This is a genomic window from Bacillus sp. YBsi01 (genome assembly GCF_038406745.1).
GTDB classification, from domain to species: Bacteria; Bacillota; Bacilli; order Bacillales; family Bacillaceae; genus Bacillus; species Bacillus siamensis.
This window is the reverse complement of record NZ_CP151679.1, coordinates 509,448-524,348: the sequence shown is the minus strand read 5'-3', so window position 1 is coordinate 524,348 and position 14,901 is coordinate 509,448. Positions and strand designations below refer to the sequence as shown.

General features: G+C 44.4%; 13 protein-coding genes. 6 read left to right on the top strand and 7 right to left on the bottom strand.

Annotated features, from left to right (window positions below):
* Positions 1-38: 38 nt before the first annotated feature.
* The 3 genes from AADZ70_RS03000 to AADZ70_RS02990 all read left to right on the top strand — a co-directional run bounded on the left by AADZ70_RS03000 (position 39) and on the right by AADZ70_RS02990 (position 2,488).
* Complete coding sequence (locus AADZ70_RS03000) at positions 39-533, top strand: L,D-transpeptidase family protein (RefSeq protein ID WP_099744366.1); 495 nt, start codon at positions 39-41, stop codon at positions 531-533.
* A 75-nt stretch (positions 534-608) separates the two neighbouring features.
* On the top strand, positions 609-1,901 hold the full coding sequence (locus AADZ70_RS02995) for an MFS transporter (RefSeq protein ID WP_099744298.1): 1,293 nt from the start codon (positions 609-611) through the stop codon (positions 1,899-1,901).
* Positions 1,902-2,023: 122 nt separating this feature from the next.
* On the top strand, positions 2,024-2,488 hold the full coding sequence (locus AADZ70_RS02990) for a YkyB family protein (protein ID WP_013352067.1): 465 nt from the start codon (positions 2,024-2,026) through the stop codon (positions 2,486-2,488).
* Between the two features lie 42 nt (positions 2,489-2,530).
* Here AADZ70_RS02990 and cheV read toward each other — a convergent pair whose 3' ends face one another.
* Positions 2,531-3,442 carry a chemotaxis protein CheV gene (gene cheV, locus AADZ70_RS02985; RefSeq protein ID WP_049628385.1) on the bottom strand — a complete coding sequence of 304 codons (912 nt, stop codon included), beginning with the start codon at positions 3,440-3,442 and terminating at the stop codon, positions 2,531-2,533.
* Positions 3,443-3,630: 188 nt separating this feature from the next.
* Between cheV and AADZ70_RS02980 the strand changes: the two genes are divergently transcribed.
* Together AADZ70_RS02980 and AADZ70_RS02975 are read left to right on the top strand one after the other, a co-directional pair.
* Complete coding sequence (locus AADZ70_RS02980) at positions 3,631-3,792, top strand: hypothetical protein (RefSeq protein WP_099744299.1); 162 nt, start codon at positions 3,631-3,633, stop codon at positions 3,790-3,792.
* Positions 3,793-3,993: 201 nt separating this feature from the next.
* Complete coding sequence (locus AADZ70_RS02975; protein WP_016936313.1) at positions 3,994-5,163, top strand: aminotransferase A; 1,170 nt, start codon at positions 3,994-3,996, stop codon at positions 5,161-5,163.
* Between the two features lie 24 nt (positions 5,164-5,187).
* Here AADZ70_RS02975 and AADZ70_RS02970 read toward each other — a convergent pair whose 3' ends face one another.
* Both AADZ70_RS02970 and AADZ70_RS02965 read right to left on the bottom strand, forming a co-directional pair.
* On the bottom strand, positions 5,188-7,008 hold the full coding sequence (locus AADZ70_RS02970; RefSeq protein ID WP_016936314.1) for a PAS domain-containing protein: 1,821 nt from the start codon (positions 7,006-7,008) through the stop codon (positions 5,188-5,190).
* Between the two features lie 178 nt (positions 7,009-7,186).
* Entirely contained in the window at positions 7,187-9,319 is a 2,133-nt protein-coding gene (locus AADZ70_RS02965) for a penicillin-binding protein 2 (protein WP_099744300.1), read from the bottom strand.
* 340 nt (positions 9,320-9,659) lie between these two features.
* On the opposite strand from AADZ70_RS02965, the gene AADZ70_RS02960 reads away from it, so the two are divergent.
* Positions 9,660-10,436 (top strand): CAP domain-containing protein, encoded by a 777-nt coding sequence (locus AADZ70_RS02960; RefSeq protein ID WP_047475273.1) that lies wholly within the window; start codon positions 9,660-9,662, stop codon positions 10,434-10,436.
* Positions 10,437-10,468: 32 nt separating this feature from the next.
* On the opposite strand, the gene AADZ70_RS02955 is transcribed toward AADZ70_RS02960, so the two are convergent.
* The 4 genes from AADZ70_RS02955 to AADZ70_RS02940 all read right to left on the bottom strand — a co-directional run bounded on the left by AADZ70_RS02955 (position 10,469) and on the right by AADZ70_RS02940 (position 14,863).
* Positions 10,469-11,335, bottom strand: coding sequence for an NAD(P)-dependent oxidoreductase (locus AADZ70_RS02955; protein ID WP_342007703.1), 867 nt, complete (start codon positions 11,333-11,335; stop codon positions 10,469-10,471).
* A gap of 80 nt (positions 11,336-11,415) precedes the next feature.
* Positions 11,416-13,383, bottom strand: a complete 1,968-nt coding sequence (locus tag AADZ70_RS02950) for a methyl-accepting chemotaxis protein (protein WP_099744303.1) — start codon at positions 13,381-13,383, stop codon at positions 11,416-11,418.
* 127 nt (positions 13,384-13,510) lie between these two features.
* Positions 13,511-14,539, bottom strand: coding sequence for a spore photoproduct lyase (gene splB / locus AADZ70_RS02945; protein ID WP_264820061.1), 1,029 nt, complete (start codon positions 14,537-14,539; stop codon positions 13,511-13,513).
* 84 nt (positions 14,540-14,623) lie between these two features.
* The gene (locus tag AADZ70_RS02940) at positions 14,624-14,863 is read right to left on the bottom strand and encodes a transcriptional regulator SplA domain-containing protein (RefSeq protein WP_016936321.1); all 240 of its coding nucleotides are present in this window, start codon (positions 14,861-14,863) and stop codon (positions 14,624-14,626) included.
* Between the last annotated feature and the right edge of the window lie 38 nt (positions 14,864-14,901).

Below are 14,901 nucleotides of genomic sequence, written 5' to 3'. Positions count from 1 at the left end.
TATGTATATGGAAAAGAACAAAAAGGAGGGTGATGAAACTGCTGACCTATCAAGTGAAACAAGGAGAAACCATCTCAAGCATTGCACAAGACTTCAGAATAAGCACGGCCGCTCTCCTTCAGGCAAATCCCTCAATCCAATCGGTCATTTATGCGGGACAGCATATTATCATACCGAATCTTCCCGACCCATCCACTATTCCCTATTCCATTGTCGTGTATATCGGAGCGAAGAAACTGGAGTTATACCGCCTTGGCAGGCTTATCCGTACGTATCCGATCGCAGTCGGAAAAATATTGACGACCACGCCGACCGGGGAATTTTACATCGTGAATCGCCAGCCTAAGCCCGGAGGTCCGTTCGGCGCTTATTGGCTCAGCCTCTCTAAGCTCCATTACGGCATTCACGGGACAAATAATCCTTCCTCCATCGGCAAAGCGGTATCAAAAGGATGCATCCGCATGTATAATCAGGACGTCACTGAACTTGCCGCTACCGTCCCTAATGGAACAAGGGTGACGATTATGAGATAGAAAGATCTCATTTGTTTATGGAACGAGCTGATGATAATATATTACAGTGGGACCTTTAGGGTAAGGAGCGTGTTTATGGATATATTTAAAAATCGCAATTTTGTCCGTTTATTTTTCGCAGCACTCGCTTCTCAAATGGGAACGACTGTAGGTAATATGGCTTTCGCTTTTTACTTGCTCGATCGCTTTGCCAACCAGCCGGCATACACGACTTTGGCAGAGCTGATGTATTCGCTGCCGACAGTTTTCGTATTTCTGATTGTCGGTGTCGCAGCTGACCGGCTTGACAGGAAAAAGGTCGCAGAAAATTGTGACTGGATCAGGGCGGGACTGACGATCGTATTGTTTGCGGCATTATACAGCGGGAATATTCCTCTCGTGTTCTGTATTTTGTTCATCAGAAGCGCCGTGACCAAGTTCTTTTTCCCGGCGGAAGCCAGCCTTGTACAAGCTATTCTGCCTAAGGAGCATTATGCGAAAGCAGCGGGACTTAACCAGATCCTGTTCAGCATCTTTATGGTATTCGGCGTCGGTATGGGTGCGTTTATGTATAAAACGATCGGTGTTCACGGAGCCATTATCCTTGATTTTGTCAGCTTTATTGTGTCAGGCTTTCTGATCCGCGCCTGCCGCATTCCGATAGCAGCCCGTCAGCCGAACGGCCCTTTTAAATGGGGAGATTCGTTTCTGAAAGACTCGGTCGCTGATTTTAAAGAAGGGATCGTATATATTATTAAAAACAAATTGCTTGCTTCTCTTATTTTCGGATTTTTTATTTTTGGATTTGTCAATGGCGGCTTTGCCGTACTTCCGATGTTTACGATGAAATACGGACTTGCGCCCGATCATTACGAATCACACACTTCCATCTTCACCGTCGCACTCGGCTTCGGTTTACTTGCCGGAAGTGTGATCGGAACGATGATCGCGAAAAAAGTCAAACCGCATCATTTGATGTCGCTTCCGATTTTGGCTGCCGGACTGCTCATTTTTGTCCTCGGCTATACGGATCAGCTGTGGATTTATTATGCGGCGGCTTTTGTCCTCGGCATGTGCATCGGCCCTGTCAATATCGCCATCGGCGGCTGGATGCCGAAAATCGTTCATCCGAAAATAATGGGCCGGGTCAGCGGCTGGCAGGATCCCTTTATGATGTTTGCCCAATCGATTACACTCGGACTTGTGGCCCTGTTATTTCCGAAATTCGTTGCCAATATTGATTACCTTTATTACGGCATGGGAATCGTGATTTTGGCGGTATTTGTGTTCTATTTTATCGCCCTTCCGAAGTACAGCGCCGAGGCGGCGGAAATCGATGTGCAGCAATCATTAAAAGCTGATTCTGAAAAAAATGCGAATCCTGTCTAATAAAGGAAAAAAATGCGCCCTTTTCATCAGAAAAAGGCGTATTTTTATATTCAATATTTGCATTTCAACGCTAAAAAAGTATAATCTATATATGAACTTGATCAATGCAAAGGAGAGAAATAATGGACGACCACGCTTATTCGAAAGAGCTGCAGCCAACCATCGAGAATCTTTCAAAAGCTGTTTATACTGTGAACCGCCATGCCAAAACCGCCCCCAACCCTAAATACCTTTATCTGCTGAAAAAACGGGCATTACAAAAGCTTGTGAAAGAAGGCAAAGGGAAAAAAATAGGGCTTCACTTTTCAAATAATCCCAGGTTTAGCCAACAGCAGTCAGACGTACTTATCTCTATCGGAGACTACTATTTTCACATGCCTCCAACAAAAGAAGACTTCCAGCATCTTCCGCATTTAGGTACGTTAAATCAATCGTACCGCAATCCTAAAGCACAAATGTCTTTGACAAAAGCGAAAAACTTATTGCAAAAATATGTGGGCTTAAAGGAAAAACCGCTAGCCGCCAACAGGCAGCAGCCCGCTTATCATAAACCCGTGTTTAAAAAACTTGGTGAGAGTTATTTTTAATTCCGCCGCAAAAAAGCCGATGCATGACGCATCGGCTTTTTTCTATTCAATCACGTACGTATCCACTTTTTTAATTAACTCGCTGATTTCAGGCTTGCTGATCTGTTCATCCGCTCCGACGACTTCGCCCCGGTGGCGCAGGTCATCCGTAATCAGGGACGAAAAGATCATAATCGGCACGTCAGAGCTTTGCGGGTTATCCTTAAGGAGCTTCGTCAAACGGTGCCCGTCCATTTTCGGCATCTCAATGTCACTGATGATCATGTCAATATGGTCTGACAGATTTGCTCCTTTATCCGTCAATTCCACGACATAATCATACGCTTCTTTTCCATTTTCAAACGTAACGATTTCACTGTACCCCGCTTCAGTCAGTTCATCCGTCAAAAGGCGCATCAGAAGCGGCGAATCTTCTACGATAATCAGTTTTTTACCCGCCCGTCTTTCATCAAATCCTTCCTGATGGACATGGTAAGTCTCAACTCCGGATGCCGATTCAATGTCGTAAATGATCTTTTCATAATCAGGTAAAAAGATCATCGTGTCTTCCAGTTTAATGATACCCGTTAAGTGCCGCTCCATGCCCTGATTCAGCGAAGTCGGCTTTTCAATCGCCTCCCAGGACACCCTGTGGATCTGTGATACGGAACCGACGTGAAAGACGATTTTCCGCTTGTTGAATTCCGTCACGATATATTTATCGTCTTTTGCCCCTTCGGCATCAACGCCGAAAAAGGTATACAGGCTGATGACGGGAAGAATTTCGCCTCTCAGCTTAATCATCCCTTCTACGTCTTTGTGAGACTGGGGCACAGATGTGACATCTACCGGCTGAATGATTTCCCGGACTTTCATCACATTTATGCCAAATGTATTGACGCCTACTTCAAATTTGACGATTTCTAATTCATTTGTGCCTGAATCCAATAAAATATCGTATTGTTGTAAAGACAATTCAATCCCTCGCTATCCGCATTCAGTATTGTACTGTTTATATCGGCTGTAAACGGAAAAAGTGAATGTATTCAGGCCAACTGGCCATTAACTCTTTATAAAAAGATTCTTTTTTCCGATATCCCATTGACTTTTTGACATCGAGTGGTAAAATAGTCAAGGATTTTTCAGGAAGAAGGGTGTAATAAATGGGTACAGTAGTTATATTCGACCAAGATCAAATGACGGTGTTAGAAGATATCAGCAAAACGGCTTACCTGCAAATGAAAAAAGAAGCGAATGAGTGTTCCGATAAGCCCGCTCCGTATATCGTATGGCGGGAAAACATCAGCTTTGAATACGGGTATTAATGACATTCGCCACATATCACAATAGATAGATCATGATACAATGAAGACAATCATTTCAGCTGGTTGTCTTATTTTTTTCTGAAAGAAGGTATGTTTTCACATATCGGACATATACTCGGGATAGTTCACTTAAATAGATGACAAATGCTCAGCTAGTGGTAAAATAGGATAAACTCAATATATAGTATAAGGTGATGAATTATGGAACATTTGCTTAATCCGAATGTAAAAGAAATTGAAATTTCAGGAATTCGCAAATTCTCAAATCTTGTAGCTCAGCATGATAATGTGATTTCGCTTACGATCGGCCAGCCGGATTTCTTCACGCCGCACCATGTCAAAGCGGCGGCCAAAAAAGCAATCGACGAGAACGCTACGGCGTATACTCCGAATGCGGGCGGTCTTGAGCTGAGACAGGCCGTACAGCTTTATATGAAGAAAAAAGCGGATCTGAATTATGAAGCCGAAACAGAAATCATCGTCACAACCGGGGCGAGCCAAGCGATTGACGCGTCTTTGCGGACGATTTTATCTCCCGGCGATGAAGTCATTCTGCCCGGACCGATTTATCCCGGCTATGAACCGATTATCCGCATGTCCGGCGCCGTTCCCGTTCATGTGGATACGACGACACACGGATTTAAGCTGACGGCGCGGCTCATTGAAGAATCGCTGACGCCTAAAACAAAATGCGTCATTCTTCCTTATCCGTCAAATCCGACCGGAGTGACATTGTCAGAAGAAGAGCTGAAAAACATCGCGGCCGTGCTGAAAGGCAGAAATGTTTTTGTACTGTCGGATGAGATTTACAGCGAATTAACCTATGACAGACCGCATTACTCAATCGCGTCTTTTTTGAGAGACCAGACGATCGTGATCAACGGGCTGTCAAAATCACACAGCATGACGGGCTGGAGAATCGGTTTCATTTTCGCACCGAAAGACATTGCCAAGCACATCTTAAAAGTTCACCAGTACAGTGTGACCTGCGCGTCCTCGATCTCCCAGAAAGCGGCGCTTGAAGCGGTGACAAACGGCGTTGATGATGCGCTTATTATGAGAGAACAGTATAAAAAGCGGCTTGATTATGTATATGACCGTCTTGTGTCAATGGGGCTTGACGTCGTAAAGCCGTCAGGCGCATTTTATATCTTCCCTTCCATTAAGTCATTCGGAATGTCATCGTTTGATTTTAGTATGGCTCTTTTAGAGGATGCAGGTGTGGCTCTAGTGCCCGGCAGCTCGTTTTCAAAGTTGGGTGAAGGGTATGTGAGGCTGTCATTCGCATATTCACTGGATACATTGAGAGAAGGTTTGGACCGGCTGGAAGCATTTATTTTAAAAACGAGAGAATCCATGCAGACTATTTAAACAACGGCATTACGCCGTTGTTTTTTATTGTTTCGGGAATGTAATGTGAAAAGCAGTGCCTTTATCCGGTTTGCTGTCTACTTGGATGGCTCCCTGATGGTTTTTAATAAGGTTGAATGTGACCATCAGCCCCAGGCCGGTTCCTTTTTCTTTCGTTGTCAGAAACGGTTCGCCTATTCGTTTCAGCACGTTTTCCGGTATCCCGTCACCCTCGTCTTTGATCGTCACATTGACGGAATACTCATCTTCTGTCATGAGAATGTGGACCGTTCCCCCATCAGGCATCGACTCAACGGCATTTTTTATCAGATTGATAAACACCTGCTTCAGCTGATTTTGATCACCGTTAATAAACATGCTGTCCCGTTCGTAATCCGTTTTGATGAAAATCCCTTTAAGATTTGCCTGCGTCTCTAAAAGAGCGGTTACCTCACTTATAATTTTCTTTAAGTTTACACGCTCTTTCACTGCGTTATGCTGAGGTTTGGCAAGCATTAAAAGTTCACTTAAAATTAATTCGATTCTGCTCAGTTCAGAAAACACAATGTCAAAATAATGTTCGTTTTCTTCCATCGTCGGCTTCATGAGCTGTAAAAATCCTTTGATCGCCGTCAGCGGGTTGCGGATTTCGTGAGCGATTCCCGCCGCCAGCTGCCCTGCGATAGACAGCTTTTCCGACTTCAGCATTAATTCCTCCGTCTGCTTCCGCTCAGAAATGTCACGCAAAATGACCTGCACGGCCGTTTCTCCGAAAAACGTCGTCGGAATGCAGACCATTTCCGTATAGATCAGCCGGTTTTTAAAAGTAAACCACGATTGTTTAATGATTTCGGACTCGGTCTTTCGGTCGATAATATGTTGAATCCGCTGTTTCACGTCGTCATGATCACAGGGATGAAGCTGATCATAGATGTTTTTTCCGATTAAATCTTCATAGGTTTCGGCTTCAAAAAGCGAAATGCCCGACTCATTCATGAATACCCATTTGTCATTGTGAATCACGGCGATCGTATCAATTGAATTCTGAATGAGGAGCTGATAACGCTCTCTGCTTTTTTGAAGGATCGTCTGGAATTTTTTCCGTGAAGAAATATCAATCAGAAGCAGTAATTCCGCCCGCTGATTTTTATATGTCGTCGGCGCCGCCTTCACTTCTAAATGAATGGGCGTGCCGTCAAGCCTTCTCCACGTCTGTTCAATCATTCCGACTTCCATCCCTTTTTGCATCCGCACAATTCGGTTTTTCACAATGTCATGATACTCTTCTTCGATAAACTCATAAGAGCGTCTGCCGATCACCTCATCTTTGCTGTCGGCTCCCAGCATGGCAAGCATCGCGTTATTGGCGTAGGCGATTGTGCCGTTGATACTGACGTATAGAGGATTCGGCAGCGTTTCAACAAGACGCTCAAATTCGCCGTTTCCAGCCGCTTCTGCTGACTGTTGTTCCGCCTTTTGCTTCTTTTGTTCATACATATAAGACCTGCACGGTGTCTTCTCCTCAAGCACCTTGATTTTAAGGATAATTTCCCGATCTGTCCCCTCCATTTGCGGTGTGACAATTTCCACACCTGCTTCAAGCCAAACGATGGTATGATCTTTTTTAATAAGGCGAAAGGTGCAAGGCATTAAATGATGCTCATTGTAGAAGTAACTTTCAACCAAAAATTGATCTTCCTCATGCAGGAACGTTTTGAGAAACGATCCGATCATTTCTTCCTGGGAATAACTGAAATACGATTTGCAGTTTGCAGAAATATACATAATACGCCCATTAGACGTCAAAACGGCATGAAGATCGGTTTTCGATTGAAGCTGTCTGACATGCTGAGTATCCTGTTCCACAGAATCCCTCCTTTGCATTTTACTCGCACTGCAGGCTGGTCACGGACTGATATAAAAAGAATTTCCACTAGATTGATTCGCTAAAAAATGAGCATTCTCCTTCTATTCTTATTGTGAACGTCAATTTTCCTGTATGAAAGAAAGGGCGCACGAATATGTTCGGCCGCCCTTTCATTTGTTATTTTTTATTGTATTTCTTTTCAAGCTCCTTGTAAGCGTCAACTGCTCCTTTGGCAATGTTTTTACTGACGGGATCGTGATCATCCTGAACAGTCGGTACGACGACACTGAATGCCACTCGTGGATGTTCTGACGGATAATAGCCGACAAAAGTCAGGTTATACGTTTCTTTCCCCCACCAGTTTTTGTTCGTGCCGTAATAGTGCGTCTGCGCGGTTCCCGTTTTTCCGGAAACATCAGCGCCGGAACCTTGGAATGTTGAATAAGCCGTTCCTTGAGGTGAACTTGTGACCAATTTCATTCCTTTATGAACTTGATCAAAATCGCTCGGGCTGTTATTTACTTTGTTCAAAACTTTAATATCGCGCTGTTCAATCGCTTTTCCAAGCTTGTTTTTGCTGTCCGGTTCATGAATGCTTGTGACAATCCGAGGCTGGACGCGATATCCGCCGTTTGCGATGGCCGAAATATATTGAGCCATTTGAAGCGGCGTATATGTATCAAACTGTCCGATCGCAAAATCCAGCAGCAATCCCCCGACCAATTGCGGATTTGACTGCATTCCCGCTGATTCCTGAGGAAGATCAATCCCGGTTTTGACACCCAGGCCGAATTGGGCGTAGTAGTTGCGCATTTTTTTAATATCGTCTAATCCGGCAGGCAGTGTGCCGTGCGGAACGTAGGGTATGCCGGCTATATGCATGGCCACATGAAACATATATACGTTTGAACTTCTTTGCAGCGCGGTCAGCTCAGTAATGGCTCCCATTTGTGTCCACGATTGTTTTTTCGTGTCGCCTTTAAATACAAGCGGTGCATCGACAAACGTTTTATAATGCGGGAGGCCGCTTTGGTAACCAGCAAGAACAGTCGCTCCTTTAACGGAGGAGCCCATCTCATATTGGGTCGTAAATGCTCCGATCGCAAAATCCTGTGTTTTATTTGTTTCGAGATCAATGCGTTTCCCCGCCATTGAGAGAATATCCCCGTTGTTCGGGTCCATCATGACGGCAAATCCTCTGTCAACCATATAGTTGCCGGCGGCGCGGCTTCTTCTCAGCTCTTTTTCAATGACTTTTTCAACTTTCGACTGTAATTCCATATCGAGCGAGAGCTGCAGATCGTAGCCTCTGCTGCCTTCATCGACGGGCTTTTGGCTGACGACTTCACCTTTGCTGTTTTCCACATACTCTACTTTTTCTTTATGTGCGTTTAAATAGTCTTCATACTGATATTCAATGTAGCTTTTTCCCACCCGGTCATTCAGTGAATAACCTCTTGTGACATAATAATCTTTCCGTTCGCCCAACAATCCCTGTTCCGGTGTCGTCACACCGCCGAACAGAGAGTACAGCGTTTTGTCGTACGGATATTTCCGCGTCCAGTCATTGATTACGTCAATGCCGGGGAGCTCTTTCAAGTGCTCGGATACGACGGAAACTTCTTCATATGTCAGGTCGCTTTTCGGTTTCTGTTTGTTGTTTTCATGTTCGTCAAGCAGTGAACCGCTGTTTCCGTTTCCGTTCAGCTTATTCGGGTCCATTGATTTGACGACTTGCGGCTGATAGGCGTTGCCGCTTGAAAAACGCGTATAAATCGCCGCGATTTGCAGCTCTTTTTTATCTTTTTTAATCGCATCAATCTCCTGTTTCGGGACGCGTTCAATCTGGCGTTTGTACACTTCTTGGGATTTCAGGCTGTTTTCCGAATCCTTCATAAGCTTTTCCGCCTTCTTCGGATGTGCGGCAAGCCAGTAATCAATGATATTTCGATCCTTCATAAATTCAGTATCAATATGGATCAGTGCGGCGAGATTTTTTGCCGTTTTCAATTTGTCCTTTGCCGAGGTTTTGGAGGTAGAAACGTATACAATTTCAGGCACAGCCTGGTTATCAACCGCCACTCTGTTCCGCTTGTCATACATCTTTCCCCGCGGTGTCGGGTAATAGGCGGTTTTTGCATTTGCCTTCTCCGCATCCTGGCGGTGTTTATCCCCTTCGACAATCTGGACGATGCCGAGTTTAAAAATCAGTGCCGTAAAGAGAAGGAAAACAACTAAAAAATAGAGATTCATTCTCAGCGCTCTGTAACGTTTCGTTTTTTTCTTTGGTTCACGCGCGACTTCAGCCACTTTCTGTTACACCTCTCAAATCATTGAATATATTTACATAAACAGATTTTAATTGTAACATTTTTGTAAAAGTTGTTACAGCGAAAACGGGTAAAAAAAACTGTCAAGATCAAATTATCTTAAAAAATATCTAACACTTCAAATAACTTGAAGTAATGTAACGGATTTTAAAATATAAATACAGATCGTTTCTCCTGATATAAAGCCATTTTTCTATGCTCAATTACAATTATGACAAGAGATTGTTGTCAAAGGAAATGAATGCCTGCATTATGACAAAAAAGCTGTGATAAGATTTTTCATGTAGAAAAAAACAACTTCTCTGGGAGGCTATAAACTTATGAAGAAAGCATTTCTCTTATCTGCCGCCGCGGCAGTCAGTTTGATAACATTCGGAGGCATTCAGCAGGCATCTGCCAAAGAGCTGTCATGCCAGCACGTCGTTACTGTGAAAAAAGGAAACACCGTACAGCATCTGACTCTTCAAGAGGCTGTTGAAAAACTACATATGAAAAAGAGCGCGAAACAGCTGAGCTTTAAAAATGAGAAAGAACTGAAACAGCAGCTGCAAAAACACGCAAAGCATTCTGATATGACAGTTAAAGACGTTCAAAAAGAAACACCTGCAAAAACGGCTCCGGCAGCTGCTGAAAAACCGAAAGCCGATCAAAACCAGACGGCTGACAATGCAAAACAGACAGATAACACAAACAACAGCAGCGAGAAAACTCCTTCATCTGTCAGTGCGTATGAAAAGAAAGTCGTTGAATTGACAAACGCAGAGAGACAAAAGCAAGGCTTAAAACCTCTGCAGATTGATGATAAACTAAGCAAATCAGCTCACGCAAAATCACAAGATATGAAAGACAAAAACTATTTCGATCACCAAAGCCCGACTTACGGTTCACCTTTCGATATGATGAAATCTTTCGGAATCACTTATAAAACTGCCGGTGAAAACATCGCCAAAGGGCAGCCGACTCCTGAAGCTGTCGTCAAAGCTTGGATGAACAGTGAAGGCCACAGAAAGAACATCCTGAACCCTGAGTTCACTCAAATCGGTGTCGGTTATGTAGAATCAGGAAACATCTGGACACAGCAATTCATCGGAAAATAAATAAAAAAGATTGCCCCTGCGGGCAATCTTTTTTATTTCACCCAAAGCTTATAAATGCTTTGAGTCCCGCTGTTTTCTTCTCCTTGCGCGGAAAGCTTGTCGTATAATGATTTGGCCAGCGCCAATCCGGGCATTTCTTCTCCCATGAGCTCCGCTTCTTCAAGAGCAATTCCCATGTCTTTAATAAAGTGTTTCACGTAGAATCCGGGTGCAAAATCGCCTTTCAGCATACGGGGAGCGAGGTTGGACAATGACCAGCTTCCGGCAGCTCCGGTTGTAATGCTTTTCAGCACTTGTTCCGGGTTCAGACCGGATTTTTCAGCGTAAGCCATCGCTTCAGCCACTCCGACCATTCCCGCTGCAATCGCGATCTGGTTGCACATTTTCGTATGCTGGCCGCTCCCTGCCGGCCCTTGATACTGAATATTTTCCCCCATTACGGAGAAAAGCGGCAGACATGCTTCAAACGCTTCTTTTTCTCCTCCGGCCATAATGGCAAGCGTTCCGTTTTGGGCGCCGATGTCACCGCCGGAAACGGGTGCATCCAGGGCGTGAATCGATTTTTCTTTGGCTTTCTCCGCAATCTTCTTCGCCAGAGACGGTTTTGATGTCGTCATGTCAATGACAAACGCCCCTTCTTTTGCATGACGGAGAATGCCGTTTTCACCGAGATAGATTTCCTCGACATCACTCGGATAGCCGACCATGGTAATAACGATGTCAGCTTTCTCCGAAAGGTCTTTGACCGTCTCCTGCCAGACCGCTCCCTTATTCACAATCTCTTCCGCTTTTTGTTTCGTCCGCGTGTAGACTAAAACAGGATAGCCCGCTTCTAAAATGTGCGATGCCATACTGTTTCCCATGACACCTAAACCGATAAATCCGACCGTTTTGTTCACTGCGCTTTCCTCCCCTGCTGCGATTCATATATCACTCTTTTATGTCTATATTACCATATGACAGGCTGATAGAGTCCGCGTTACAAGGTGAATTTAGAAATGGCGCTGATCAGATCTTCGCTCGCGCTCTTTAACATGTCGGTCGATTGCTTCACTTTTTCAAGCGTAACGAGCTGTTCATCAGTTGAAGCATTCACTTCTTCCGCGGCTGCCGCTGATTCTTGAGAAATGGCGGAGATGCTTTGAATCGCTTCTTGGATCGCGGCTTGTTCTTCACTCATTTTTTGAATGTCATTGTAAATATGATCTATTCCTTGAACGAGAGACTGCATTTCCGTCGTAATCAGATTGAGCACTTCGCCCGTTTCATGAATGGCGCTGTTTTGTTCATCATTCATTCTGCTTGCCTCGATCATTGCGTGCGACGCTTCTTTCGTCTCTGATTGAATCAGCCGGACCGTCTCACTGATATGGCCGGAGGAAAGAGCTGATTGTTCAGCAAGCTTGCGGACTTCTTCAGCGACGACGGCAAAACCCCGTCCGCTTTCTCCCGCTCTTGCGGCTTCAATACTCGCATTCAGCGCCAAGAGATTCGTCTGGTCCGAAATGGCGGATATTGCCGTTACGACTTCCTCTATGTTTTTCGTTTGGTTTTCCAGGTCAGTCAGCATGGCCTCTACTTTTTTCGTTTCTGAATTGGCTTCATTTGACTTCATCAGCAGCTGGCCGAGCGCATCCAGGCCTTTGTAGCTGGCGTCCTCTGAAGATTTTGAGAGTTGTTTTATGCTCCCCGCGCGATCAGCGATTCCTCTTATTTTGACTGAGAGATTTTCAGATTTTTCATTGATCGTCTCAACCTCTGACGCTTGCTCTGTCGCTCCGGCGGCGACTTCCTCTATCGCTTTTGCGATTTGTCCGCTCGTTTCATTTGTCTCTTGTGAAATGACGGTTAATTGGTTTGATGTATCGGACACTTTTTCTGAAGAAGTCTTGACCTGTTCGACCATTTCTTTCATATTTTCAACCATTTGGTTAAAGTCTTTTGTTAATTCGCCTACTTCATCTTTTGATTTAGTCTGGGCGCGGACGGTTAAATCTCCCGCTGAGACCGAATTTGTTTTGGCGATCAGCTGCTGAATCGGCCCGGTTATCGTTTTCGCAAGGAAATAACTGAGCCCGATCGTAATCACAAGGGCGATCAGTGACATAAAAATACTCACTGTATTCATTTTGTCGGCTACTCCCATCAGCTGATCTTTTTCAAACTGCGTTCCGACTTTCCATCCTGTTTCTTTTATCGTTTGATAGACGACCATATTCCCCTGCAGCTCTTTGATGCCTTCTTTGTCTGAGCTGATGTCTTTTAACGCCTGATCTTCCGAAATATTTTTCCCCTGTTTTGACGGATGCGCCAGAAGAGAACCGTTTTCATCCGCTAAAAACGCAAATCCTTTATACGGAACCTTTTGCTGATTGACCATGCTCTGAATGGATGACAGCTTCAAATCTAAGCTCGCCACTCCGATGACGGTTCCGCTGTTTTGAATGGCTTTTGAAGCCGTCACGATCATATCTCCTGTCACAGCATCTTTATAAGGCTCAGTCCAGACAACCGTATCGGGTTTTTCGGCCGCCATTTTATACCACGTTCTATTTGTCGGATCATAGTCTTTGGCAAAGTCAGCCTTCGGATATGTAAACATTTGTTTGTCTGCGGTTCCGACGTATGCAAGCGCGACATATTTGTCATTCTGCCCGATCTGCTTTAACTCATCGTTAAAGAGCCGCGCGGTTTCTTTATTCCCATCTGTTAAAAACGTGCGGGACAATTCACCGCCTGCTAATCTCAATAATACAGTCTCATCATTTTTCAGCTGAAGCTCAATGTTCTGACCGAGTGAATTGGTGACATTTTCTGTCGTGCGTTTTGCTTCATCTGTCATCATCGGCTTTAATGTCAAATATGAAGATACCGTTAAAAAAACAACCGTTACGATAAGCATTGCCGATACAAACACAGCAATTTTGATATGCATTTTTTTAAACATAACCATCCCCTCCTGAGAGTTATATCGGTCTTTCGGCCAAGAAAATGAATAAACCTTGAAATAAATATCAAAAATTTCCGTCATTTGGCGCAGCAAAAAAAAGAGCCGTCATGCCGACAGCTCCGCCTTACGTAAAATATTCGATTTTCGCTTTCGGAAAATAGGTTTCGATATAAGACTCGAGCGTTTCCCTTAAGGCATGTTCTTCGTCCTTTTGGTATATATATTTGCCGATTCCGTAACGTCCCCATTTGTATCTTCGCTTTTCTTCATCCAGTTCAAGCTTTGTTTTCGGATAGTTCTTCTCGATCACCCGTTTGGCCGGTTTTGTAAAACGGTGCTGGATCAGTTCAAATGTAATGTCATGCCGAACATCTTCATCAAGTGCCGCATCCAGCTTCTCAAACAGTTCCTTATAGCCTTCCTCCCAGCCATCATGAATATAAATGGGCGCCACGATGAAACCGAGGGGATAGCCCGCTTTAGCGACTTTAACGGCGGCTTCAATCCGTTTGTCGAGCGGAGAAGTTCCCGGTTCAAAGTTTTTAATGACATAATCCGCATTGATGCTGAATCTGAATCTTGTCTTTCCGTTATGCTTCGCATCAAGCAAGTGATCGACATGATGAAATTTGGTCACAAATCTGAGCTTTCCCAATTCGCTTTGTCCGAAATGCTCAATGGCTCTTTTTAATGTATGTGTCAAATGATCAATTCCGACGATATCAGACGTACAAGAGGCTTCAAATCTTGTAAAGTCCGGCGCCCGTTCTTTCATATACTCATCGGCCTGATCCAGAATCTCTTCCACATTGACATATGTCCGGATGTAAGGCTTTGACCCCATCGTCGTCTGCAGATAGCAATAGTGGCAATGCCCCATACAGCCCGTCGCAAACGGAATGGCATATTCGGCGGATGGCTTTGAAGAATCGAATTTCAATGTTTTCCGGACGCCGATCACCAAGGTTGATTTCGCGTTCCGGTATTGCTGCAAATGATTTTTCCCCGGAATATTCCGGACTTGATTATGCGATGTCGTTTCTCTGATTTCAAGCCCCATGTTTTCAAACTTATTTTTAAGCTCTTGTCCTAGCGGGTATTCAAGCGCTCGCGGTTCAATATAAACAAGCTGGGGAACAAATGGCTTCAGCATAGACAGACACTCCCTTTACATAGTCTCATGTTGTTACTTTCCGTCCAAAAGAGAGTGAATATGCGTTGTAAACATTTCCTTTGATCAGTGGTGCCGATCTTCTTCAAAAAGCTCGCTGTAAAGCGCTTCCGCTTCTTCATATGTCGAAAAGACCGCATCATCTTCGGCCAGCGGATGATAGGTTTCGTGTAAAAAAAGAGACAGTTCCCCCTCATGGTATGGGTGATGAACGATCTCCGCCTCTTTAATATGGGCAACATTGGCGGCATGCGGATTACGGTAAATGACGTAGACCGTATCCCCCGCTCCAAATGATTTTGTCATGATAATCCCTCCTGTTGAAAGTTATTGTTCCCCCCTTT

Excerpts from the sequence above, each read along its gene's own strand:
- AADZ70_RS02975 (WP_016936313.1), top strand. The coding sequence starts at position 3,994 with ATGGAACATTTGCTTAATCCGAATGTAAAAGAAATTGAAATTTCAGGA.
- splB (WP_264820061.1), bottom strand. The coding sequence starts at position 14,539 with ATGCTGAAGCCATTTGTTCCCCAGCTTGTTTATATTGAACCGCGAGCG.
- AADZ70_RS02980 (WP_099744299.1), top strand. The coding sequence starts at position 3,631 with ATGGGTACAGTAGTTATATTCGACCAAGATCAAATGACGGTGTTAGAA.
- AADZ70_RS02990 (WP_013352067.1), top strand. The coding sequence starts at position 2,024 with ATGGACGACCACGCTTATTCGAAAGAGCTGCAGCCAACCATCGAGAAT.
- AADZ70_RS02995 (WP_099744298.1), top strand. The coding sequence starts at position 609 with ATGGATATATTTAAAAATCGCAATTTTGTCCGTTTATTTTTCGCAGCA.
- AADZ70_RS02960 (WP_047475273.1), top strand. The coding sequence starts at position 9,660 with ATGAAGAAAGCATTTCTCTTATCTGCCGCCGCGGCAGTCAGTTTGATA.
- AADZ70_RS02950 (WP_099744303.1), bottom strand. The coding sequence starts at position 13,383 with ATGTTTAAAAAAATGCATATCAAAATTGCTGTGTTTGTATCGGCAATG.
- AADZ70_RS02940 (WP_016936321.1), bottom strand. The coding sequence starts at position 14,863 with ATGACAAAATCATTTGGAGCGGGGGATACGGTCTACGTCATTTACCGT.